Genomic DNA, 23448 nt, shown 5'->3' with positions numbered 1-23448 from the left:
GAAGACCTTTAACCGGACACGAATTCCGAGCGGCTATAGCCCTGTATATACAGCAGTGCCGTCAGATCGCCATGGTTGATCCGAACCTCGCATTGCTCGGCAACCGTGGGCTTGGCATGCAGGGCCACCCCTGTTCCCGCGCAGTGCAGCATCCCCAGATCGTTGGCCCCGTCGCCGACGGCAATAACGTCTTCTTCACGCAGACCCAATCGCGCGGTGATCTGTTCCAAGGCATCCACCTTGGCTTGTCGCCCCAGAATGGGTCGCGCCACATCCCCGGTCAGTTTTCCGTCTTGGGCCAGCAGGGTATTGGCACGGTTCTCGTCAAACCCCAGCACCTCGGCCACTTTCGCAGTAAACGCCGTGAACCCGCCCGAGACCAAGGCGGCATAGCTTCCGTTCTGGCGCATCGTCGCGACCAGTTCCTTGCCGCCAGGCATCAGAGTGATGCGTTCGTCCAGTACTTTGCCGATCACTGCTTCATCCAGACCTTTCAGCAGGCCAACCCGCTCGGTCAGCGCGCCTTCAAAGTCCAGTTCGCCATTCATCGCACGTGCGGTAATGTCCTTGACGCGTTCGCCAACGCCGGCCTCATCCGCCAGTTCGTCGATGCATTCCTGTTGGATCATGGTGCTGTCCATATCGGCCAACAGCATCTTCTTATGCCGGCCTTCGGCCGGTTGGACAACCAGATCCACGCCCATTTGCTGAAGGTCCGCCCAGACATCCCACCGATTGCCCGGCATTTCGTTTAGATGGAAATCTGCAGCTTCATCCGGGCTGAGCCAAACGATCTCACCACCGCCCCATGCGTTCCGCAAGGACTCGACCAGCGACAAATCCAGATTAGACACATCGGGGTTGGTCAACAGGGTGGCAACGTACATATTCAATCTCCGGCAAGCTCACCTGCGCATATCGCAGGTGCAGCATTATCGCCAGAGTCTGTTTCGAACTAGCCCAAAATACCCGGCAAGCGCAGCCCGTGGGCCCGCGCGCAATCCTTCGCGACGTCATACCCAGCATCCGCATGGCGCCAAACGCCCGAAGCCGGGTCATTCCACAGAACGCGCTCCAACCGCCGCGCGGCATCTTCGGTGCCGTCGGCACAGATCACCACGCCCGCATGTTGGCTAAAGCCCATCCCGACACCGCCGCCGTGATGCAGAGATACCCATGTTGCCCCGCTGGCTGTGTTGATCAGCGCATTCAGCAACGGCCAGTCGCTCACGGCGTCCGAGCCGTCAAGCATCGCTTCAGTCTCGCGGTTGGGGCTGGCCACCGATCCCGAGTCCAGATGGTCACGTCCAATCACGACCGGCGCCTTCAGCTCGCCATTGGCGACCATTTCATTGAACGCCAGCCCAGCGCGGTGCCGGTCACCCAATCCAATCCAGCAGATACGCGCAGGCAAACCCTGAAACGCGATCCGTTCCTGTGCCATGTCGATCCAGCGATGCAGGTGCTCATTCTCGGGGAACAATTCCTTCATCTTGGCATCGGTTTTGTAGATGTCCTCGGGGTCGCCCGACAGAGCACACCAGCGGAACGGGCCGATGCCTTTGCAGAACAGCGGGCGGATATAAGCGGGTACAAAGCCGGGGAAGGCAAAGGCATTCTCAAGCCCCTCATCCTGCGCGACCTGCCGGATGTTATTGCCGTAATCCAGCGTCGGAACGTCCGCATTCCAGAAGTCCACCATCGCCGCGACATGCTGCTTCATCGAGGCGCGAGCGGCCTTTTCCACCTCTTTAGGGTCTGTTTCACGCTTCTCGCGCCATTCGCCCATGGTCCAGCCCAATGGCAGATAGCCGTTGATCGGATCATGCGCGCTGGTCTGGTCGGTAACAATATCTGGACGCATCCCGCCCGCCTGCATCCTGGCGTAGATCTCGGGGAAAACCTCAGCCGCATTGCCCAGTAGACCAACCGACTTCGCTTCGCCCGCCTTGGTCCAGCAGTCGATCATCTCAAGCGCTTCGTCCAGCGTTTCGGCCTTTTCGTCGAGGTATTTGGTCCGCAGGCGGAAATCGATGCTGTCCGGGTTACACTCAACAGCCAGACATGAGGCGCCTGCGAACACGGCCGCCAGCGGCTGTGCGCCGCCCATTCCACCCAGACCTCCGGTCAGAATCCACTTGCCTGTCAGGTCACCGTCGTAGTGCTGACGCCCTGCCTCGGCAAAGGTCTCATAGGTGCCCTGAACGATACCCTGCGTCCCAATATAGATCCACGAACCAGCGGTCATCTGGCCGTACATCATCAGGCCCTTCTTATCGAGCTCGTTGAAGTGATCCCAGGTCGCCCAATGTGGGACGAGGTTGGAATTGGCGATCAGCACCCGCGGCGCATCCTTGTGCGTGCGGATGATCGCGACCGGCTTGCCGGACTGGACGATCAGCGTCTCATCTTCCTCCAAATCCTTCAAACCGGCAACAATAGTGTCGAAATCTTCCCACGTGCGGGCCGCGCGTCCGATGCCACCATAGACGACTAGTTCGTGCGGGTTCTCGGCCACATCTGGGTGCAGGTTGTTCATCAACATCCGTAGTGGGGCCTCGGTCATCCAGCTTTTGGTGTTCAACTCGGGGCCGGTCGGCGGATAGATGTCGCGAGTGTTTTTGCGCGGATCGCTCATTTCTGGGCTCCTTGTCTGGTCAATGCGCCCGAGAGGGCAAGATCGTTGAGGCGGGTCAGCATAGTTGTCAAATGAGGGCGCAGGTTCGCAGCACGGTCCTCGCGCCATGTCCACGGGGGTGTCTCGTCCATGTAAGCCCGCTGCGCGATCTCCATCTGGATGGCGTGTATGCCATCAGAAGGGCGACCATAGTGGCGGGTGGTCCATCCACCGCGAAACCGGCCATTCAGGACCGAAGTGAACCCTTGGGCCTTGCTCGCAACGTCGTGCACGACTTGCTCAATGGCCGTGTCACACGTCAGCCCATCATTGGTTCCAGTGTTGAACTCTGGCAACTCACCTTCAAACAGAAACGGGATGAGCGACCGGATCGAGTGGCAATCAAACAGGATCGCCACTCCGTGCCGGTCCCGCACGCGGTTCAGTTCATCCAGAAGGGCAGCGTGATAAGGTGCGTGGTATTTGCGCCGTCGATCTTCGACTTCATCCTCGGATGGTGATTGCCCGTCATTCCAGATCTGCTGCCCGTCGAAATCGGTCAGAGGCACAAGTGTGGTGGTATTCTGGCCCGGATATAGCGAGGCTCCGAACGGATCACGATTAGCGTCGATGACGTAGCGATGAACGTGCGACTGCACGACCGTGACATCATCCAATGTCTCTTTATAGAACCTGTTTATGTGCCAGTCCGTATCGGCCAATCCGCGCCCGTTGTCATTCAGACGGGCCGCTATTTCGTCTGGCACATAAGTTCCGCCATGGGGCTGCCCCAGCACAATCGGACCATTCCCGCGCTGAACACTGAACACCTGCATCAGAACAGCCCCGGCATCTGGGCACCCACTGCCCCAAGGATGTCACCCTCAGCCACCAAACACTTGGACGTTTCCAGATCGGGTGCCAAATAGCGGTCTTCGTTCAGTGTTGGGATCTCTGCCCGCACCCTATTCATGACCCGTTGCAACAGTTCGCTGGTTGCCAGCGGTGCGCGGAACTCCACCCCCTGAGTGGCACAAAGCAACTCAACACCAAGAATGTAGTTCAGGTTTTCGACCATCCGCGTCAGACGCCGCGCGCCATGTGCAGCCATCGACACGTGATCCTCCTGGTTGGCCGAGGTCGGTGTGCTGTCAGTCACGCAAGGATTGGCAAGGTGCTTGTTCTCGCTCATCAAGGCGGCGGTCGTGACTTCGGCAATCATCAGACCCGAGTTCAGGCCGGGATCAGGCGTCAGGAACGGCGGCAGATCAAAGCTGAGCGTCGGGTCGACCATCAAGGCAATGCGCCGCTGCGCAATCGCGCCGACCTCGGACACCGCCAGCGCAATCATGTCTGCGGCAAAGCCCACAGGTTCGGCATGAAAGTTTCCACCTGAAACGATGGCACCCGCCTCAGTCAGAACCAGCGGGTTATCGGTGGCCGCGTTCGCCTCGATCTCAAGCGTGGTGGCCGCTTGGCGCATGACGTCCATGGCCGCGCCGGTGACTTGCGGTTGGCAGCGGATGCAATAAGGGTCCTGAACGCGTGTGTCGCCATCCCGGTGGCTTTCGCGGATCTCGGACCCGGCCAGTGTGGCACGCATGGCGCTGGCGGCTTCGGTCTGGCCGCGGTGCCCTCGCAGGGTATGGATTTCGGGCTGCAAGGGCGCGGTCGACCCCATGATCGCATCCGTCGACAGGGCCGAGATGACCAGCGCACTTTGCGCTGCACGCCAGGCTTCGAACAAACCGGCCAGCGCAAAAGCAGTCGAGAATTGCGTGCCGTTGATAAAGGCAAGCCCTTCCTTTGGACCGAGTTGAATAGGCTCTAATCCAGCTGATTTTAGCGCTTTTCCCCCCGGCAGGATGGTTCCGTCAACCTCGGCTTCACCTTCTCCAATGACCACGGCTGTCATATGCGCCAGAGGCGCAAGGTCGCCAGAGGCCCCGACCGACCCCTGCGCCGGAATAACCGGGGTCACACCCTTGGCCAGCATCTGCTGCAGCAGTTCGATCAGCTCCCAACGCACACCCGATGCTCCACGTCCGAAGGACAACAGCTTTAGCGTCATCATCAGCCGGGTCACACGGCGTGGCACGGTCGAACCAACGCCGCAGCAATGGCTCAGGATCAGGTTGCGCTGAAGAGTCGAAGTGTCCTTGGCCGCGATCTTGTGGCTGGCCAGCTTTCCGAACCCGGTGTTAACGCCATAAACCGGGTCTTCCCCGGCCGCAGCTTCGAGAATGCGATTGGCTGCAGCCTCCACCTTGGGTTTGCACCCGTCATCCAGCGATACTACTGGCTGCGACCAATACACTTCGGACAGATCCGACAGCGTAACCTGACCGGGCACAAGCGACAAGGTCTTCATTACAATCCTCCGAAAATGCGGGTGTGCAGCGGGTTGAAGCCGATCCGATAGGACAGTTCGGCTGGGTGCGTGATGTCCCATACCGTCAGGTCCGCGCGTTTGCCTTCAGTTATTGTGCCATTGTCGGTCAGGCCCAAGGCTTGCGCCGCATAGCGAGTCACGCCAGCCAATGCATCTTCCGGCGTCAGGCGAAAAAAGGTGCAGGCCATGTTCATGGTCAGCAGAAGCGACGTCAAAGGAGACGAGCCTGGGTTGCAATCCGTCGCCAGCGCAATCGGCACCCCATACTGGCGCAGCAGTTCAACCGGCGGCACCTGCGTTTCGTGCAGCGTATAGAACGCCCCGGGCAGCAGCACGCCCACGGTTCCGGCTTGTGCCATGGCGGCCACTCCCGCTTCGTCCAGATATTCGATATGATCTGCCGACAACGCCCCGTACGAAGCCGCCAAGGCTGCCCCTCCGAGGTTCGAAAGCTGCTCTGCATGCAACTTGACCGGAAGATTCAATTCTTTCGCCACATCGAAGACCTTGGCGATCTGAGACGGATCAAAGGCGATCCCCTCGCAAAAGCCATCAACGGCATCCACCAGCCCCTCTTCATGCGCCAAACGCAGAGTCGGGATGCACAGATCGCGAATGTAGGTATTGGCGCGCCCCTGAAACTCAGGCGGCACCGCATGTGCTCCTAGAAAACTTGTTTTCACTCGCACCGGGCGCACCTCGCCGATCCGACGTGCGACGCGCAGCATCTTGAGCTCTGAATCGGTGTCCAGACCATAGCCCGACTTGACCTCGATGCACGACACGCCCTCAGTCAGCAGGGCGTCCACTCGCGTCAGGGCATCCTCTAACAGGGCCTCTTCGCTGGCCGAACGGGTCGCTGTGACAGTCGACAGAATTCCACCACCTGCGCGCGCAATCTCTTCATATGAGGCACCATTCAGGCGCATTTCGAACTCGACCGCCCTGTTACCACCAAAGACGACATGGGTGTGGGCGTCGATTGGCGCCGGCGTTATCAGCCGGTCGCCATAGTCCACGGTCGGCCAGTCAGAGTAGTCAGCAGGCAGTGCATTCCGAGACCCGATCCAGGCAATTTTCTCACCATCAACAGCAAGTGCTGCGTCCTGAACCATCCCATAAGGTTCGGCGCCATCGTCCATGGTCGCCACTCGCGTGCTCAAAAGGACAGATTTTTTGGCCATATCGATTCTTTTGGGCTCCCTTTGTCGTTAGATTTTTCGTATACGTATAAAAGTTTAAAGTCTACACAAAATGGAAATACGATGACCATCCATGCGAAAACGGCTTTATTAGGCTCTGATTGGATCAGTAACTTGCGGGTAGAGATCGCGCACGGTCAGATCCAAAGCTTGGAATCACAAGCGACTGCGCGATCCGGAGACACACAGGTTGATGTCTTGCTGCCAGCCTTGGGAAACCTGCACAGCCACGCCTTTCAGCGCGCTATGGCCGGTATGACAGAAGTGCGCGCCGCTGGGCGCGAGAGCTTTTGGACCTGGCGCACCCTGATGTACCGGTTTCTGGACAAATTGACGCCGGACCACGTAGAGGCCATTGCCGCTTTGGTCTATCTGGAGATGCAAGAGGCCGGATATGCCTCGGTCGGTGAGTTTCACTATGTCCATCACCAGCCGGGCGGCGGGCGCTACGACCACGTGTCGGAACTGAGTCAACGCATATTTGCCGCAGCCACCCAAACTGGAATCGGGCTGACGCACCTTCCGGTTCTCTACACCTACGGCGGTGTCGAACAACAACCCTTGGCGGACGGTCAGCTACGCTTTAGCAATTCTGTGGATCAGTTGCTGAACCTGGTCGAGGAATGCCGTTTGGCCCCACCGCATGCGGATTCTGTGATCGGAATCGCCCCGCATTCTCTGCGGGCAACATCGCCTGCCGATTTGCGCAAGGTTCTGAATGCCACTCAGGATGGTCCCGTCCACATCCACATTGCCGAACAACTGAAGGAAGTGGCCGATGTCGAGGCTGCGCTTGGACAGCGGCCGGTCGAGTGGCTGCTGGACCATGTCGACGTCGATGATCGGTGGTGCCTTATCCACGCAACTCATATGACAGATGCCGAAACACGCGCCGTTGCGCGTTCTGGCGCCGTTGCCGGGTTGTGCCCGATTACCGAGGCGAATTTGGGCGACGGTATTTTCAACGGTGCAGTTTATGTCGAAGAAGGTGGTCGCTTTGGCGTAGGATCAGACTCTAATGTAAGGATTTCTCTGCCTGAGGAACTGCGGACTTTGGAATATTCCCAACGCCTGCGGGACCATGCGCGGACGGTTATGATCAAAGACGAAGGCTCGGTCGGCCAGGCGTTATATACAGGGGCCGTACAAGGGGGCGCGCAGGCATTGGAACGAAATGCCGGGGAAATCGCCGTCGGCAAGCTGGCCGACCTTGTGGCTATCGACCGATCTCATCCCACGATCTGCGCACTGACTGACGAACAGGTGCTGGACGGTCTATGCTTTGCAGCGCCGGATGGGCTGGTGACGGATCTTTGGTCGGCGGGGCGCCACATGGTGCAGCAAGGTCGACACATCGAACGGGATCGGATCATTCCCGCGTACCGGTCGGCGATTGCCGATCTTTTGGCAGACGTCTAAACGCACCTATTCAGGTAACCAGAGGCACCATGACCCAATCGAACGAAACTACCAGCTACAGGGACATTAAGGAAACCGTGCTGGCGCGCATTCGGTCGGGTGAGTGGCAGCCGGATTCGCTGCTGCCCAACGAACAGGATCTTGCCGTCGAATTCTCGTGCACGCGGACGACTGTGAACCGTGCCTTGCGGGAACTGGCCGATGAGGGGTTTCTGGAACGCCGACGCAAAGCCGGAACGCGGGTTCTAAGTGCGCCGCAAAGGCAGGCCCGCTTCACGATCCCCATGGTGCGGGACGAGGTTGAGGCGTTGGGCGGAATCTATCGCTATGCGCTGGTCTCGTCTGTTGCCGAGCGAGCGCCCGAATGGCTGTGCGCAAGACTGGCGCTGAAACCGGACCAACACGTGATGCATGTTCGCTGCATGCATTTTAACGGCAATACACCGTTTCAATACGAAGACCGGTGGATCGTCATAGACTCAGTTCCGCAGGTGGTGAACGCGGATTTCGCTTCAATAGGCCCGAATGAGTGGCTCATACAGACCGTTCCCTTCACCAATGTCGAACTGAGTTTCCTGGCCAGTCGCGCCGATGAATCGGTGGCCGCGTTCTTGGACCTGCCCATAGATGAGCCGGTGTTTACGGGCGAGCGGATCACATGGCTTGAGGGCCAGCCGGTCACCTTTTCAAAGATGTACTTCACCGCAGGGTACCGAATGACCACTCAATTCTAAACCTGACTTCGATTTCCGCTTTACCGTGCCTCTAATCCACGCCAGATTCGGGGCAATCTGGTCCTGCGAGAAGGAAGTATGAGATGGGTAACCCGCTCTACGATCGGTTGTTTGGTATCCATGCGGGCAAGGATACGCCGTTTCTTCACCTGCCTGACGGCCAAACCATCACCCATTCAGCTTTTTTGGACATGGCGTCGCGGATCGCAAACGCTTTGAACGGGTACGAGCTTGAGCCCGGAGACCGGGTCGCAGTCCAAGTAGAAAAGTCACCAGAAGCGCTGGCACTCTATGCGGCCTGCGCTCAAACCGGGTTGATTTTTTTGCCGCTGAACACGGCCTACACATCCGGCGAGCTCAGCTATTTCATCGAAGACAGTGGGGCTGCGCTGGTGGTCTGCGACACCGCCAAACAAGCGGAACTGACGCCCATCGCCGAGGCGCAAAACGCAAGGTTAGAGACGCTCAACGCAGATGGGTCGGGCAGCTTGATGCGGCGGGCATTGGGTATGCTTCCTGCCTTCGAACCAGTCAAGCGAACCGAAGGTGATCTTGCCGCATTCCTCTACACCTCTGGCACGACCGGGCGCTCCAAAGGTGCGATGCTGACGCACGCCAACCTGCTGTCCAATGCCGAGACGCTGGTGGACGAATGGCGGTTTACGCAGGATGATGTGCTGCTGCACGCCTTGCCGATCTTTCATACCCACGGGTTGTTTGTAGCGACGAACATCATTCTGGCCTCAGGCGGGTCGATGCTCTTTCTGCCGAAATTTGATCTGGATGACATCCTGCGCCTGATGCCCAATGCGACCTCGATGATGGGCGTGCCGACCTTCTATACCCGATTGCTGGCGGATGATCGGTTCACCGGTGATCTGGCGCAGCACATGCGGTTGTTCATCTCGGGTTCGGCCCCCCTGCTGGCCGAGACGCATGAACGGTTCGAGGACCGAACCGGACACCGCATCCTGGAACGCTATGGGATGACTGAAACCAATATGAACACTTCGAACCCTTATGACGGTGAACGTCGCGCAGGAACTGTCGGGTTCCCGCTGCCGGGTGTCGAACTAAAGGTAACCAACCCTGAAACCGGCGAGGCATTACCGCAAGGCGAGATAGGAATGATCGAAGTGCGCGGACCAAACGTCTTCGAAGGTTATTGGCAAATGCCCGAAAAAACCGCTGCGGAATTGCGCGAAGACCGGTTCTTTATCACCGGTGATCTCGGGCGCGTGGATGCGGATGGTTACGTACACATCGTGGGTCGCGGCAAGGACCTGATCATTTCGGGCGGGTTCAACATCTACCCCAAGGAGGTCGAACTGGTGCTGGACGACCAGCCCGGTGTACTGGAAAGCGCCGTGATTGGCGTACCACACGCTGACTTCGGCGAAACCGTTCTGGGTATTCTGGTTGCAGAACCGGGCCGAGCGCCTGACCTTGATGCCATTATGGCCAGCGTTCAGAACCAACTGGCGCGGTTCAAACACCCCAGCCAACTGATCGTGCTGAATGAGCTGCCCCGAAACACCATGGGGAAAGTGCAAAAGAACGCCTTGCGCGAGCTTTACAAAGATATGTTTACCGCGGATTAGGCTCTAACGGGGCCCGGCCAGCGTCCGTCAGCAACCAGCACTGACGCCCTTCGAACACGGCTGTGGCCAGTGGTCGACCATAACCTGCCCCTGCGTCCAGATTGACACGATTGCCGCAATGCTCCGCCGCATCCACGGGTGTGTGCCCATGCACAATCAGCCAAGGGTGCGGGTGTGCGTCGTGCAGGAATTCCTGGCGTATCCAGACCAGATCGTCTTCGGCTTGCCATTCTAACGGAAGCCCGGGTCGAATGCCTGCATGCACAAACAAAAGCTCATCTTCCTGATGATACAAAGGCAAGTCATTCACAAAATCAATATGTTCCTGGGGCACCGCGGCCCTTGCCCATTCATTTACCTGAAGAACCCGGTCTTTGTCGACCACCTCAACGCCGTAAGAGGCCAGCGTTTCCCGGCCACCCAAACGAGGGTCCAGCCAGTTCAAAGTGCTTGGCAGACGACTATCTGCAATCTCGCAATGCTGAACAAAACGCGACATCATCCGATCGTGGTTGCCTTTGACCATGACCCAGTTCCGCCCCACCTTGCGCCCTTCAATCAGCAGATCCAGCACCTCGCGGCTGTTCGGGCCACGATCCACATAGTCGCCTAAAAACACTATCCGCGCATCAGGGCCGCCATCGACTTCAATCCGGGCAAGTGCAGCTTGCAGCATGCCCAACTGACCATGTATGTCGCCGACCGCGTATATTGGGGTGCTCAAAACGGTGCCTCTTTGAATATGTCAATCACCTTGTGCAACAACTTGGGTGCAGAAAAAAGGCAATGCCCGCACAATTTTTGCACGGGCATCGCCAAGGTCACAATTTTCGGACCAAAACTCAGGCCACGTCAAATTCCAGCGGCTTAATCTGGGTAAACAACCCGGTCTCAGCCAGCTTGGCCCGCGCTTCAGCCGGTACCGGTTCGTCCACATAAAGGAGCGCAATCGCTTCTCCGCCTGCCTCGGCACGGCCCAGGGTAAAGTTAGCGATGTTTACGTTGTTCTCGCCCATGGTCTGACCCAACGCGCCGATGATACCCGGAACGTCTTCGTTGGTGGTATAGAGCATATGGGCACCGACCTCGGCGTCGATATTGATGCCTTTGATTTGGATAAAGCGCGGTTTGCCATCGCTGAAAACCGTACCCCCGATCGAGCGTTCGCGCTTGTCGGTTACCACAGTCACCTTGATGTAGCCGTCAAAGACACCGGTCTTGTCCTGATTGGTGGTCGATAGCTGAATCCCGCGCTCTTTCGCTACAACCGGGGCCGACACCATGTTCACTTCCGGGTTGAACTTTTTCATGATCCCGGCAACCACGGCGCAGTTCAGGGCAGCCAGGTTCATCTCAGCCGCGACACCGTCGTACAGGATGTTGATTGCCTTAACCGGTTCATCGGTCATCTGACCAATGAAACTACCCAGGTGACCGGCCAGCTTGATCCATGGACCCATGATCTTGGCTTCTTCGGCGGTGACGCTGGGCATGTTCAGCGCGTTTTCCACCGCGCCAGTCAGCAGATAGTTCGAGATCTGTTCAGCCACCTGCAGGGCAACATTTTCCTGCGCTTCGGTCGTTGCAGCACCAAGGTGCGGCGTGCAGACGACGTTCGGCAAATTGAACAGCGGGTTGTCCTTTGCCGGTTCTTCTTTGAACACATCAAACGCGGCCCCTGCAACATGGCCGGATTGCAGCATCTCGGCCAGCGCTTCTTCATCGACCAGACCACCACGGGCGCAGTTGACGATGCGCACGCCAGGCTTGGTCTTGGCCAGGTTTTCACGGCTCAGGATATTGCGCGTCTGGTCGGTCAGCGGCACGTGCAGAGTTATAAAATCTGCGCGGGCCAGCAATTCGTCCAGCTCGACCTTTTCGACGCCCATCTTGGCGGCTTTCTCTTCGCCCAAAAAGGGATCGTAGGCGACGACCTTCATTTTCAGGCCCAGCGCGCGTTCACAGACAATACCGCCAATGTTGCCCGCGCCAATAACGCCGAGGGTCTTGTTGGTCAGCTCAATGCCCATGAATTTGGACTTTTCCCATTTGCCTGCATGGGTCGACGTGCTGGCCTCGGGGATTTGACGCGCAACGGCGAACATCATCGCAATTGCGTGTTCGGCGGTGGTGATCATGTTGCCAAACGGCGTGTTCATGACGATCACACCCTTTTTCGACGCGGCATCCTTATCGACATTGTCGGTGCCGATACCAGCGCGACCGATGACTTTCAGATTGTCGGCTTTTTCCAGCAAGGTCGGCGTAACCTTGGTGGCCGAGCGGATAGCCAGACCGTCGTATTGGCCAATCAGCTCGGCCAGCTTGTCCTTATCCTTGCCCAGATCGGGCATGAAATCCACGTCGATGCCGCGGTCGCGGAATATCTGCACGGCGGTTTCGCTGAGTTTGTCGGATACGAGTACTTTGGGGGCCATGTTTGTGGTCCTTGAATGTCATGAAAAATCCGGGCCTGAGACGGCCCGGTAAAAAGGGTCAGGCGGCTTCTGTCTGCGCCGCGATCTCGGCCTCAAAGGCCCATGCCAGCCAGGGCAACATCGCCTCGATATCCGAGGTTTCAACAGTGCCACCGCACCAGATGCGCAGGCCTGCGGGTGCGTCTCGGTAGGCGCCGATATCCAATGCGATACTCTCGGCCTCAAGCCGCTTGGCCACAGCCTTGGCGAATGTCGCACCGTCCTGAATGCGTGCGTCGGTGAACTTCAGACAGACCGAAGTGTTCGACTGTGTCGCCACATCTTCTGCCAGATTGGCGATCCAGTCGTTTTGGTCGCAGAACGCGTGAACCGCACCGGCATTGGCATTCGCACGGGCGATCAGGCCCTCCAAACCGCCAACCGAGCGCGCCCAGTCCAGCGCAAAAAGGTAATCTTCAACCGCCAGCATCGAGGGCGTGTTGATCGTTGCACCGGTAAAGATACCGTCGATCAGCTTGCCGCCCTTGGTCAGGCGGAAAATCTTCGGCAGGGGCCATGCGGGGGTGTAGCTCTCCAACCGCTCCACTGCACGGGGGCTCAGGATCAACATCCCGTGCGCCGCTTCACCGCCCAGCACTTTCTGCCAGCTAAATGTGGTCACATCCAGTTTGTCCCAGGGCAGGTCCATCGCAAACGCAGCCGAGGTTGCGTCACAGATCGTCAGACCCTGACGGTCATCCGCGATCCAGTCGCCATTAGGAACCCGGACGCCCGAGGTGGTGCCGTTCCATGTAAAGACAACATCATTGGCAAAATCAACCGAGGCAAGATCAACGAGCTGACCGTAATCCGCCGTCTTCACCTCGGCATCGATCTTCAGCTGCTTGACTACGTCGGTCACCCAGCCAGAGCCAAAGCTTTCCCATGCCAACATCTCGACCTTGCGTTCGCCCAGCAGCGACCACAGGGCCATCTCAACAGCGCCGGTGTCCGAGGCGGGAACGATCCCAATCTTGTAATCCGCCGGAATACCCAGCACCTCACGCGTGCCTTCGATTGCGGCCTTCAGCTTGTCCTTGCCGACAGCTGCACGGTGCGATCGACCCAGCGCGGCATCGGCCAGTTTGGTCAGATCAAATGTGGGGGGTTTGGCGCAGGGGCCCGAGGAAAAACGCGGATTTGCCGGCCGCGTCGCCGGTTGTTTAATGCTCATGTGTATTACCCTTACAGATACACGCCCCTCGTTGGGGAGGGGTGTCCCGCAGACAGAGCTATTGCCTCGAACGACGCCCAGCAAGCGGAAAAGACGCATCGGGTGCCAAAAACGACACCCGATTATGTGCGTATCTGGAACGCGGGTTTCCTATCGGCATCAAGATGAGAGGCGCACAGTCTCTCCGGTTTCCAATGCCTGTTGCGCCGCCAAACCGATGCGCACGGCCCAAAGGCCATCGTTCAGGGTGACGTCAGGTTGTACCTTTTCGCCTCGTAGAACAGCTAAGAACCCCTGATGTTGGTAGAAAGTTGAACCATTGTGGTCCCCGGCGGCCAACAGGCGCGGATCGACGGGTATTTCTTTGGTGACCGGACCTTTTGGGGCACGTGGGCTGACAATGATCTGCGGGACCGGCGGCGTGCCAAGAAATTCCGGCCAGAACCGCCCCGGCCCTGGCACCAACGCTTCGATCTTGACGTCTGACCCAACGGCCGAGATTTCCTCTTGATACCGTGATCCTTCGGCAAACATGCACAGCTCTAGCATCGCACGCGCGCCCGAGGCGAAGTCCACGATGACATAGCCATGGTCAAGGATATCGGGCGTTTCGCCCTCATAGGTCTCGTCCAGATGGTTGACCGCCTGCCCGCCGCTGGCTGTAACGCGAACCGGATCGGATTGCAGGATCAAACGCATCAGGTCGAAGAAATGGCAGCATTTTTCGACAAAGGTGCCGCCCGTGTTGCGATTGAACCGGTTCCAGTTCCCGACTTTTTCCAGAAACGGAAACCGATGTTCGCGGATCGACAGCATCTTAACGCCGCCCGTGGCCTCAGCCTCTGCAATCAGCGCGGCAATGGGCGGCATATAGCGGTATTCCATCGCAACCCAGATTGGGTGCGGATAGTCGCGCTGTAGCGCCTCAAGCCGCGCCGCATCCACCGGATCTGTGAAAAGAGGTTTCTCTACCATCAACGGCAACGGGCGCGTCCGGGCAATCTCTTCGATTTGATCCACATGCAGGTGGTTGGGGCTAACGATGACGACGCAGTCCAGATCGTCGACCGCAAGCAATTCTTCGACTGAAGACACCATCACCGCATCAGGCGCAATCGCCTGCGCAGCCTTCGCCATCTCAGCGTCAGGCTCAAAGATCGCTGAAACGCGCGTGTCGTCCAGCAGGGCAATATTGTGCAGGTGTTCCTGCCCCATCATACCGCATCCGATCAGCCCGTAGTGAATGGTCCGGGTCATGCGCAGTTCCTTTTACTTCAGTCGTTGGACATAGGTGGCTCGATCCGGGTCGAACCATGTTTTTGAAAACTCAACCGGTTCGGGTTTTTCCGACCAGCTGAACCGTTCGATGTAGCCAACCGTTTCTCCGGCTGGCCTGGTGAAATCAGGGGGCGTCCAATCTGGCAGCACTCCAAGCGAAACCCTGTCTTCCGCCCGTGTTATCCAGAACCCCAACTGGTGCTGGTAGTACCGATAAAGCGAGTCCGACAGCAGCTGTCGATCAACTAAACCAGCGGACTCATCCAGCCAGATCTCTTCAACCGCGATAATTGTGTCATTCAGGTAGCGCATCCGACGCACCCGCGATCCCATCTCCGACGAACCAAAGCGCGGCAGATCCACAGGCTTTTTCAGGTGGTCGACCGAGAGGATATCTGCCCGCGGCAACCCACCGCCTTCAGGCAGTTCAAGACGGAACATCGCATAGACGCTGTTCTGCGTTCCGGTCTCGCGTACGTAATTCCCTGATCCCTGAATACGCTCCAGCATCCCTTTTTTCTCAAGCTCAGCCAGCGATTTTCGCAGGGTCCCTACCGATACTTTCAGTTCGGCTGCCAGATCTCTTTCCGGCGGCAAGCGCTCGCCATCGATCAGGCGACCGGCAGCGATGTCGCGGATCAGAAGCTCGGCAATCTGAACATAAACTGGCAGCGCATTCGGGTTTCGGTTGGCAGAAGACATCTTTTGGCGCTTCACTCGGTCGCAGGAAAAATTGATACACCATTGATCTACATCAATGTGATTGCTACGCAAGAGGAAAGTCATAGCCCTGCGGAGAACGAATCAGATGACCATCGTCCCCATCACCTCACCCGATCTGGATGCGGCCGAGGTTTCGTGGTTCGCGGCGCTGTGTTCGGACGATTACCAGTTTCTTGGAATGCCCGACGGCGACCTTCGATCCAGTTGGGATCACTGCTCGGGCATCGTGAAAGAGGCCGAAGCGCAGGGTTTTCGCAATATCCTCTGCCCGTCGTCCTATCAGGTCGGTCAGGACACGCTGAGCTTTGTGGCGGGATGCGCGCCGATCACTGAAAAAATCAACATGCTGGCCGCTGTGCGCTGCGGCGAGATGCAACCGATTATGCTGGCTCGTACCATCGCAACGCTGGATCACATGCTAAAGGGGCGGTTGACGGTCAACATTATCTCATCCGATTTTCCTGGCGAGAAAGCCGACAGCGCCTATCGCTATCAGCGTTCGCGTGAAGTGGTGGAAATCCTGAAACAGGTTTGGACGCAGGATGAGATCAACCATGCCGGTAAGGTCTACAACTTTTCGGGCCTGACGACCGACCCAGCGAAACCCTATCAAACCGGCGGGCCGCTGCTGTATTTCGGGGGCTATTCCCCGTCCGCCTTGGATTTGTGCGGTGAGCATTGCGACGTCTATCTGATGTGGCCGGAAACCAAGGATCAACTGGCCGAACGGATGAAGGCCGTGCATGCGGTTGCGGAAAACTACAACCGCACTCTGGATTACGGCCTGCGCGTCCACATGATCGTTCGCGACACCGAGGCCGAAGCGCAGGAATACGCGGATTACATCGTCTCAAAACTGGATGATGAATACGGCCGGGCAATTCGAGAACGCGCACTGGATGCAACGTCTCTGGGCGTTGCGCATCAGGCAAAGAACCGCGATCTGGCGGATGAATATGGCTATGTCGAACCCGGTCTGTGGACTGGTGTAGGTCGTGCACGTTCCGGGTGCGGCGCGGCACTGGTCGGTTCAACCGATCAGGTCATGTCCAAGATCGAAGAATATCAGAAGATGGGCATCCGCGCCTTCATCTTCTCGGGCTATCCCCACATGGACGAGGCCCGCCATTTTGGCAGCCGTGTTATGCCTAACCTAAAAACCTGTTCCCTTCCCGAAGCTTACGGAAGGGTTCCAGCAAATACCCCGGCCACCCCGCTGGGCAATGGAGTTCGCCGCTGATGCAACGTGTAAAACTATCTGACTCGCTGGACATGAGCCGCCTTGTCTATGGCATGTGGCGGCTGGGCGATGATACGGATACATCGGCGGACCATGTCGAAGCCAAGATTCAGGCCTGTCTGGATCAGGGCATCACCACCTTCGATCAGGCCGATATCTATGGCGGATACGCAGCCGAGGCCGTTCTGGGCAATGCCTTGCGCGCCAATCCGGGCCTGCGTAAACAGATGGAGATCGTCACCAAATGTGACATCGTCGCGCCGATGGGGCGGTATGCGGACGCGAAGGCGAAATACTACGACACCTCACGCGCGCATATCCTGAAATCGGTTGAGACATCGCTGTCCGAAATGGCCATCGATCATATCGACTTGCTGCTGATTCACCGCCCCGATCCCTTCATGGATCATCACGAAACAGGTGCCGCGCTGGACGAAGTTGTCGCCAGCGGCAAGGTCGGCGCTGTTGGCGTGTCCAATTTCCGTCCATGGGACTGGAAACTGCTGCAATCGGCAATGAAAACCCAACTGGTCACCAACCAGATCGAGATTTCGCTGGGCGAGATCAGCCCCTTTACCAATGGTGATCTGGCCTTTCATCAGCAGCATGGTCAGCCGGTGATGGCCTGGTCGCCGCTGGGTGGTGGGTTGTTAATGGCCGGAAACCCTCCGGTCGGGGTTGTTGCGGATGAAATCGGCGAAGAGTTTAGTGTGGATCGCGCCGCTGTCGCCGTGGCGTTCCTGTTGGCGCACCCCGCTGGCATCCTGCCGGTTCTGGGCACCAACAATCTGGACCGGATCAAACGCATTTCCGACGCACTGAAAGTCAATCTGGATCGCGAAAGCTGGTTCCGCCTGTACGAGGCGGCACTGGGGCATGAGGTACCATGATGAATGCAATCTCAAAGGACATGAGCCACACATTCGTTCCCCACAGGGAGGACACCCGAACCCTGCGCGACGCTTTTGGTCGTTTTGCCACCGGTGTCACCGTTGTTACGTGTGACAGCACAGACGGGCCGGTCTGCATCACGGCCAACAGTTTCTCGTCCCTGTCTCTCGATCCACCACTGATCATGTGGGCGGGAGACCGCAACTCTCGCCGGTTCCGTTACTTCCAAGAGGCACGGCATTTCAGCGTTCATGTCCTGTCGGCGGAACAGGCCGAGCTATGCTTCGGATGCTCGAAAGATGCATTTGCGCTTCAAGGTATCGACCACGGCAGATGTGAAAACGGAACCCCGCTGCTGCCTGATTGCCTGGCGCGTTTCGAGTGTGAACAGCACGCGTATCACGATGCCGGCGACCACGTTATCGTTATTGGAAAGGTTTTGCGTGCCAGTATGGCAGAGGGAGACGCACTGACCTTCTACGCCGGAAAGCTCGGCCAATTCGCGCACCAGTAAGCGCGGAATAACTGTCGCGGGGAACTCTCGCGGCTGAAAATGGAGGACCCGCATGGGCGGATTGACGTCGGTGCTTGCGCCGATCGCGTTTGTAAATGAAGCCGTGCTGCGATTGGGCCGCGCGGTTGGTGTCGTTGCGATTGCACTGATGGTAATCGCAATCCTGATACAGGTGTTCTTCAGATACGTTTTGGGCAACGCGCTGCCCTGGCCGGATGAGGCTGCTCGGTTCTGCATGCTGTGGATGACCGGCCTGATGGCCCCCACGGCATTTCGGCGCGGCGGGTTTGTCGCCATCGACATGGTGCCCCTGATGCTGCCGCGAGGGATTGGGCAAACCCTGAACATCCTGCTGCTGCTGGTTTCGCTGGCCGTTTTGCTGGTGGCCGTCAAAATCGGCTGGTCCGAGGTCACCGGGTTTGGCGGCAAGTTCGCCACCGCTGCACTGTATTTGCCAACGTCCTTTGGGTTTGACGAGTGGTACCGCATCCCGCGCAGCTGGATGATGGCCTCTCTGTTAGTTGGGGTCATCCTGCTGATTTCAGTGAATATTGAGCTTATCCTGCGCGCCGTCGTGACCCTGTTGGGCGGCAGTCATCTGCTGCCAGACATTGCCGATGCACCTGTGGGGGCCGAATAGATGCTGATATGGTTCCTGCCTACATTTCTGGTGTTTCTGCTGATTGGTCTGCCGGTCTTTTTCGCATTGCTGGCTGCGCCAGGCATTCTTCTGTGGTTGAACGGTCAGACGGCCGACATCACGCTGCTGTATCGCAATGTCTATAACGGCATGGACAGCTTTCCGCTGATGGCCATCCCCTTCTTCATGCTGGCCGGAGAGCTGATGAACCGCGGCGGCATCACCATTCGTCTGGTTGAATTCAGTCAGGCGCTGATGGGGCATTTTCGCGGCGGTCTGGCCCATGTGAATGTGCTGAGTTCGATCCTGTTTGCCGGGCTGTCAGGCTCAGCCGTGGCCGATACGTCGGCGCTGGGTTCAATGCTGATCCCAGCGATGGAAAAACAGGGCTATACCCGCAAGTTCGCCGCCGCAATCACAGCGGCCAGTTCGGTGATTGGTCCAATCATTCCACCATCAGGCATCATGATCATCTACGCCTATGTCATGGGCGAAAGCGTGGCCGCGCTGTTTCTTGCCGGCATCGTGCCCGGCGTGATGGTCGGCGTCGGCTTGATGCTGATGATCAAGGTGATGGCCGACAAATACGACTTCCCCGTCGCCAGCCGAAAATACACTTGGGGCGAGCGCCGACAGGCCAGCCTCAAAGCGTTCTTCCCCCTGCTGACGCCTGTCATCATTCTAGGCGGTATTCTGGGTGGTATCTTCACCCCAACCGAGGCCGCGGCGGTCGCCGTCGGCTATGCGTTCCTCATCGGCTTTTTTGTCCTGCGCACGCTGACGCTGAAAGAGGTGCCTGAAATTCTCAGCAATGCGGGTCTGACCTCGGCCGTCGTTTTGTTACTGGTCGGCGCGGCGATGGCCTTTAAAACCGTGGTCAGTCTCAGCCATGCGCCCGAACAACTGGCCGAGTTGATCCTCAGCCTGTCAGAAAACCCGCTGATCCTGCTGTTCCTGATTAACCTGCTGCTTTTTGTCGTCGGCATGTTCCTGGACGCGGGTCCCGCGATCATCATCCTTGGCCCGATCCTGGCCCCGATCTTCACCAGCCTGGGCGTCGATCCAATCCACTTTGCCATCATCATGAGCGTCAACCTGACCGTTGGTCTGGCCACGCCGCCAATGGGGCTGGTCCTGTTCGTGGCCGCCGCCGTGTCGCGCGAAAAGGTCGAGACAATCGCCAAGGCGATCCTGCCGTTTCTGGCTGTCGAAATCATAGTGATCTTTTTGATCACCTATATCCCCGCACTATCCATGACGATCCCGCGCATAACGGGATTTGCAAACTGACTGAGTATCACAGGGAGGAAACGCATGCTCGGAAGATTTATCAAAACAGCAGCCTTAGCGACGTCGCTGGTTGCCGCATCGGCCATCGCGGCCACGGCGGCAGACTACACGCTGCGCGCCACAGCAAACTCAAACGAAAACGACGAGGACTATGACGGTCTGATCGTTTTCAAGAACTATGTCGAAGCGGCCTCAAACGGCGCGATCGAGGTGGAGCTGTTCATTGGTACGCAACTCTGTTCGAATGGCGCCGAATGCTTGCAGGGTGTGGCTGATGGCACAATAGACATCTACATCTCCACCTCTGGTGGCGCGTCGGGCATCTTCCCATATGTGCAGGTTCTCGACCTGCCCTACCTGATGGCGGATGATCGCGTAGCCGAGCGTGTTCTGTCCGGTGACTTCACCCGTACGATGCGCGAGATGGCGCTGGAGGATTCCGGTGGTGCGATCCGCCTAATGACCATCGGCAATACCGGTGGCTGGCGGAACTTCGCGAACACGCAACGCCGGATCGCTGAACCCGCCGACATGGAAGGCCTGAAAATTCGTACTGTAGTCGCCGACTTGCCACAGGAACTGGTCAAGGCTCTGGGCGCGTCACCTACCCCGATCCCGTGGCCGGAACTGTTTACCAGTTTCCAGACTGGCGTTGTTGAGGGATCCAAGAACGGCATCACCGACATCATGGGCATGAAGTTCCCGGATGCCGGTCTGCAATACGTCACGCTGGACGGCCACGCCTACATGGGTGCGCTGTGGTGGATGAATAACGCCAAGTTCCAGGAGATGCCCGAGGAACTACGCCGTGTTGTGGTCGATGGGTTCTATGCCCTGCAGCAAGCCACTTTTGCGTCGCCCAAGCGCAAGTCGATCCAGGCCTATGAAGATTTCGTCGCAGGTGGTGGTGATCTGTACGTTCCAACTCCCGAACAGAAAGCCGCGTTCAAAGACGCAGCAACACCGGTTTACGAGTGGTTCCAGTCCAACGTTGCCCGTGGTGACCAAATCTTTGCCGCGCTGACCGAGGCCGTGTCCATCGCCGAAGGTGAGATCAACGCATCCCGCGATGCGGACCTGAACTAAGCAACTCTGGGCCGGGCTTTTGGCCCGGCCTTTTACCGAAACGGGTACATCCACCCTTTGTAGTCATCGACCAGAACATGCGCCCTTTCGATCTGCTCCGGCGACATTTTCTTGACCACTTCCTCAAGGCTGATCGCCGCATCGGGATCGCCGCCAATGGCGCTGAGCGTGTACCACATGTAAGCCCGAACCAAATCAGGCGCGGGCATGCCAAGGCCCAGTTCGTAATACCAGCCAACACCGGATTGCGCCCCGGGATGACCCTTCATCGAGGCGCGCAGATACCATTCAAACGCCCTTTCATAATCTTGCTCGACCCCCAGCCCGAGGCCGTACATCACGCCAATCAGTTCCTCTGCCTCGGCATTGCCCGATCGGGCGGCTGGCCAAAGCTCCTCGCGCGCGGCCTCGAACGCGCCGGCCTCCATCATATTACGGGCCTGCTCCAGTTCGGCCAGCGCCGGGGTCGCAAGACAGCAAAGTGCAAATACAAACTCGCGCATGGGGCTGCTTTCCTTTTCGTCGGTGCGGCGGCGGCGCATGATTTACCGCGTCCGCTGACGGATAATGACTTCATCGCCTTTGATATGGAACAGGCCACCATCGGTCATCAACTGTTTTACGATCCGATCCTGTCCGGCAATCAGAACATCGCCTGCGCCCATTGCCATCACCCGGATTTCGGCACGTCCGACGGATTATCGCTAGGTATTGGCGAGGGTGGTGAGGGTCTCGGCCCAGACCGAACCCCTGGAACCGGAGCGGAAAAAATCCACAAACGTATTCCGCGCAATTCGCCGGGTCTATGGAACCTTGGGGCGAAGGACATTCACACCCTGTTTCATGATGGCCGCCTGAGCATTTCGGATGTCTATGGCAATGGTTTCAACTCACCTGCGCAGGAATGGTTGCCTGACGGGCTGAATTCACTGCTGGCCGCGCAAGCGCTGTTCCCACTGACCTCGCAATTCGAAATGGCCGGGAATGTCGCTGAAAACCAGGTCACGGGCGCGGTCCATGATCGCATCGACAAGGGCTGGCCGATCCTGGCCAAACGCGTCCGCACCGATCCGCGCTATGGCCCGGCAATGGTCGCCGCGTTTGACGAGGTCGAGACGACCGAAGACATCTCGATTACACAAATCGCCAACGCGCTGGCGGCGTTCATGGCCACCGAATGGCGCAGTACCGACAGCCCGTTTGATCGGTATCTGGCCGGGGACACAAATGCCCTGTCGCCGACCCAACTGATCGGAATGAACCTTTTCTACGGAAAGGCGCAATGCTCTGACTGCCATTCCGGCCCGCTGATGTCCGATCAGAAATTCCACGCTCTGGCCCTGCCCCCATTTGGTCCGGGTCGTACCCGGCAGTGGGATCCCTATGTTCGCGACGTGGGCCGGATGGGCGAAAGTGACCGGCTTGAGGACGCCTATCGCTTCCGTACTCCGATGCTGCGCAACGTGGCCTTGACCGCACCTTACGGCCATAACGGCGCCTTTCCTGACCTTGAAAGAACGATCCGCCATCACCTGGACCCTGTGTCCAGTTTCGCAAACTGGGCACCCGAAATGGCGCAATTACCCAGTGTACCATGGCTGCAAAAGGCAGATTTTGTTGTTTGGCAGGACCAGTTTGAGATGCAGCGTGTGCGCAGCAAAATCGACATCGCTCCGGTGAATCTATCGCAAACGGAAATCAACAGCCTTGTCGCGTTTCTGCACGCGCTGACCGGGACCAGCGTGGACACGCCACCCTTTGGCGTACCCGCTGACTTCGCACCCTAAGAAAAACCCCCGCTGAGGCGGGGGTTTGTTTCGCGTTTTACTCTGCGGCTTCTTCGTAAGCGTCCATTGGGGGGCATGTGCATATTAGGTTTCTGTCGCCGTATGCGTTGTCGACGCGGTTTACGGGGGACCAGTATTTGTCGACGCCCATGGATCCTGGGGGGAAGCAGGCCTGTTCGCGGCTATAGGGCCGGTCCCAGTCGCCGACCAGATCGCGCACCGTGTGGGGGGCGTTTTTCAGCGGGTTGTTCTCCGCGTCGATCTTGCCGTCGATGATGTCCTGCGCTTCCGCGCGGATGGACAGCATGGCGTCGCAGAAGCGGTCCAGTTCGTCCTTGGGTTCAGATTCCGTGGGCTCGACCATCAAGGTGCCGGCCMCCGGC

Annotated in this window: 21 protein-coding genes and 1 pseudogene; 10 read left to right on the top strand and 12 right to left on the bottom strand. The window is 58.2% G+C overall.

The genetic code is table 11. From position 1 onward, the window contains the following. Positions 1–8 precede the first annotated feature (8 nt). The 5 genes from serB to hutI form a co-directional block, all read right to left on the bottom strand. Entirely contained in the window at positions 9–887 is an 879-nt protein-coding gene (gene serB / locus DHN12_RS15695; RefSeq protein ID WP_108861068.1) for a phosphoserine phosphatase SerB, read from the bottom strand. A gap of 68 nt (positions 888–955) precedes the next feature. Continuing rightward, a complete protein-coding gene (gene hutU, locus DHN12_RS15690; RefSeq protein WP_108861067.1) occupies positions 956–2638 on the bottom strand; it encodes a urocanate hydratase in 1683 nt (560 codons plus the stop codon). Further along, positions 2635–3453, bottom strand: a complete 819-nt coding sequence (gene hutG / locus DHN12_RS15685; protein ID WP_108861066.1) for an N-formylglutamate deformylase — start codon at positions 3451–3453, stop codon at positions 2635–2637. The genes hutU and hutG overlap by 4 nt, the downstream gene beginning before the upstream one ends. Then, positions 3453–4988 (bottom strand): histidine ammonia-lyase, encoded by a 1536-nt coding sequence (hutH, locus tag DHN12_RS15680; RefSeq protein ID WP_108861065.1) that lies wholly within the window; start codon positions 4986–4988, stop codon positions 3453–3455. Before hutH ends, hutG begins: the two co-directional genes overlap by 1 nt. Continuing rightward, a complete protein-coding gene (hutI, locus tag DHN12_RS15675) occupies positions 4988–6193 on the bottom strand; it encodes an imidazolonepropionase (RefSeq protein WP_108861064.1) in 1206 nt (401 codons plus the stop codon). Before hutI ends, hutH begins: the two co-directional genes overlap by 1 nt. Positions 6194–6274: 81 nt before the next feature. Between hutI and DHN12_RS15670 the strand changes: the two genes are divergently transcribed. From DHN12_RS15670 to DHN12_RS15660, 3 genes are all read left to right on the top strand, one after another. Then, a complete protein-coding gene (locus tag DHN12_RS15670) occupies positions 6275–7630 on the top strand; it encodes a formimidoylglutamate deiminase (protein WP_108861063.1) in 1356 nt (451 codons plus the stop codon). Between the two features lie 29 nt (positions 7631–7659). Further along, positions 7660–8364 (top strand): GntR family transcriptional regulator, encoded by a 705-nt coding sequence (locus DHN12_RS15665; RefSeq protein WP_108861062.1) that lies wholly within the window; start codon positions 7660–7662, stop codon positions 8362–8364. Positions 8365–8447: 83 nt separating this feature from the next. Continuing rightward, entirely contained in the window at positions 8448–9965 is a 1518-nt protein-coding gene (locus DHN12_RS15660; RefSeq protein ID WP_108861061.1) for a malonyl-CoA synthase, read from the top strand. On the opposite strand, the gene DHN12_RS15655 is transcribed toward DHN12_RS15660, so the two are convergent. The 5 genes from DHN12_RS15655 to DHN12_RS15635 form a co-directional block, all read right to left on the bottom strand. Further along, positions 9952–10689 (bottom strand): metallophosphoesterase family protein, encoded by a 738-nt coding sequence (locus DHN12_RS15655; RefSeq protein ID WP_108861060.1) that lies wholly within the window; start codon positions 10687–10689, stop codon positions 9952–9954. The genes DHN12_RS15660 and DHN12_RS15655 overlap by 14 nt on opposite strands. A 118-nt stretch (positions 10690–10807) precedes the next feature. Beyond that, positions 10808–12403 (bottom strand): phosphoglycerate dehydrogenase, encoded by a 1596-nt coding sequence (gene serA, locus DHN12_RS15650; protein WP_108861059.1) that lies wholly within the window; start codon positions 12401–12403, stop codon positions 10808–10810. Positions 12404–12461: 58 nt separating this feature from the next. Continuing rightward, the gene (locus DHN12_RS15645) at positions 12462–13616 is read right to left on the bottom strand and encodes a phosphoserine transaminase (RefSeq protein WP_108861058.1); all 1155 of its coding nucleotides are present in this window, start codon (positions 13614–13616) and stop codon (positions 12462–12464) included. Between the two features lie 159 nt (positions 13617–13775). Then, positions 13776–14873: a Gfo/Idh/MocA family protein gene (locus DHN12_RS15640; protein ID WP_108861057.1), complete on the bottom strand. Its 1098-nt coding sequence runs from the start codon at positions 14871–14873 to the stop codon at positions 13776–13778. Positions 14874–14885: 12 nt separating this feature from the next. Then, complete coding sequence (locus DHN12_RS15635) at positions 14886–15596, bottom strand: GntR family transcriptional regulator (RefSeq protein WP_108861056.1); 711 nt, start codon at positions 15594–15596, stop codon at positions 14886–14888. A 106-nt stretch (positions 15597–15702) separates the two neighbouring features. Between DHN12_RS15635 and DHN12_RS15630 the strand changes: the two genes are divergently transcribed. Genes DHN12_RS15630 through dctP form a run of 6 tightly spaced genes read left to right on the top strand, consistent with a single transcriptional unit; the run spans position 15703 to position 21278 of the window. Next, positions 15703–16857 carry an LLM class flavin-dependent oxidoreductase gene (locus DHN12_RS15630; protein ID WP_108861055.1) on the top strand — a complete coding sequence of 385 codons (1155 nt, stop codon included), beginning with the start codon at positions 15703–15705 and terminating at the stop codon, positions 16855–16857. Further along, positions 16857–17747, top strand: a complete 891-nt coding sequence (locus tag DHN12_RS15625; RefSeq protein WP_108861054.1) for an aldo/keto reductase family oxidoreductase — start codon at positions 16857–16859, stop codon at positions 17745–17747. Before DHN12_RS15630 ends, DHN12_RS15625 begins: the two co-directional genes overlap by 1 nt. Further along, the gene (locus DHN12_RS15620) at positions 17747–18262 is read left to right on the top strand and encodes a flavin reductase family protein (RefSeq protein WP_108861203.1); all 516 of its coding nucleotides are present in this window, start codon (positions 17747–17749) and stop codon (positions 18260–18262) included. Before DHN12_RS15625 ends, DHN12_RS15620 begins: the two co-directional genes overlap by 1 nt. 52 nt (positions 18263–18314) lie before the next feature. After that, positions 18315–18902 (top strand): TRAP transporter small permease, encoded by a 588-nt coding sequence (locus DHN12_RS15615; RefSeq protein WP_108861053.1) that lies wholly within the window; start codon positions 18315–18317, stop codon positions 18900–18902. Continuing rightward, the gene (locus tag DHN12_RS15610) at positions 18903–20192 is read left to right on the top strand and encodes a TRAP transporter large permease (protein ID WP_058279679.1); all 1290 of its coding nucleotides are present in this window, start codon (positions 18903–18905) and stop codon (positions 20190–20192) included. A gap of 24 nt (positions 20193–20216) precedes the next feature. Beyond that, positions 20217–21278 carry a TRAP transporter substrate-binding protein DctP gene (gene dctP / locus DHN12_RS15605; RefSeq protein ID WP_108861052.1) on the top strand — a complete coding sequence of 354 codons (1062 nt, stop codon included), beginning with the start codon at positions 20217–20219 and terminating at the stop codon, positions 21276–21278. Between the two features lie 32 nt (positions 21279–21310). Here dctP and DHN12_RS15600 read toward each other — a convergent pair whose 3' ends face one another. Further along, positions 21311–21781 (bottom strand): tetratricopeptide repeat protein, encoded by a 471-nt coding sequence (locus DHN12_RS15600; protein ID WP_108861201.1) that lies wholly within the window; start codon positions 21779–21781, stop codon positions 21311–21313. An 84-nt stretch (positions 21782–21865) separates the two neighbouring features. Here DHN12_RS15600 and DHN12_RS15595 point away from each other — a divergent pair, with 84 nt between their 5' ends. After that, entirely contained in the window at positions 21866–23065 is a 1200-nt protein-coding gene (locus DHN12_RS15595) for a cytochrome-c peroxidase (protein ID WP_306418408.1), read from the top strand. Between the two features lie 37 nt (positions 23066–23102). Here the strand turns inward: DHN12_RS15595 and DHN12_RS15590 are convergent. Then, positions 23103–23448, bottom strand: a pseudogene (locus DHN12_RS15590) (glycine dehydrogenase (aminomethyl-transferring)); the annotation flags it as partial.

It is taken from the genome of Ruegeria sp. Alg231-54 (assembly GCF_900143525.1).
Classification (GTDB): domain Bacteria; phylum Pseudomonadota; class Alphaproteobacteria; order Rhodobacterales; family Rhodobacteraceae; genus Ruegeria.
The sequence above is the reverse complement of the archived record's forward strand: the minus strand, read 5'-3'. Positions and strand labels throughout refer to the sequence as shown.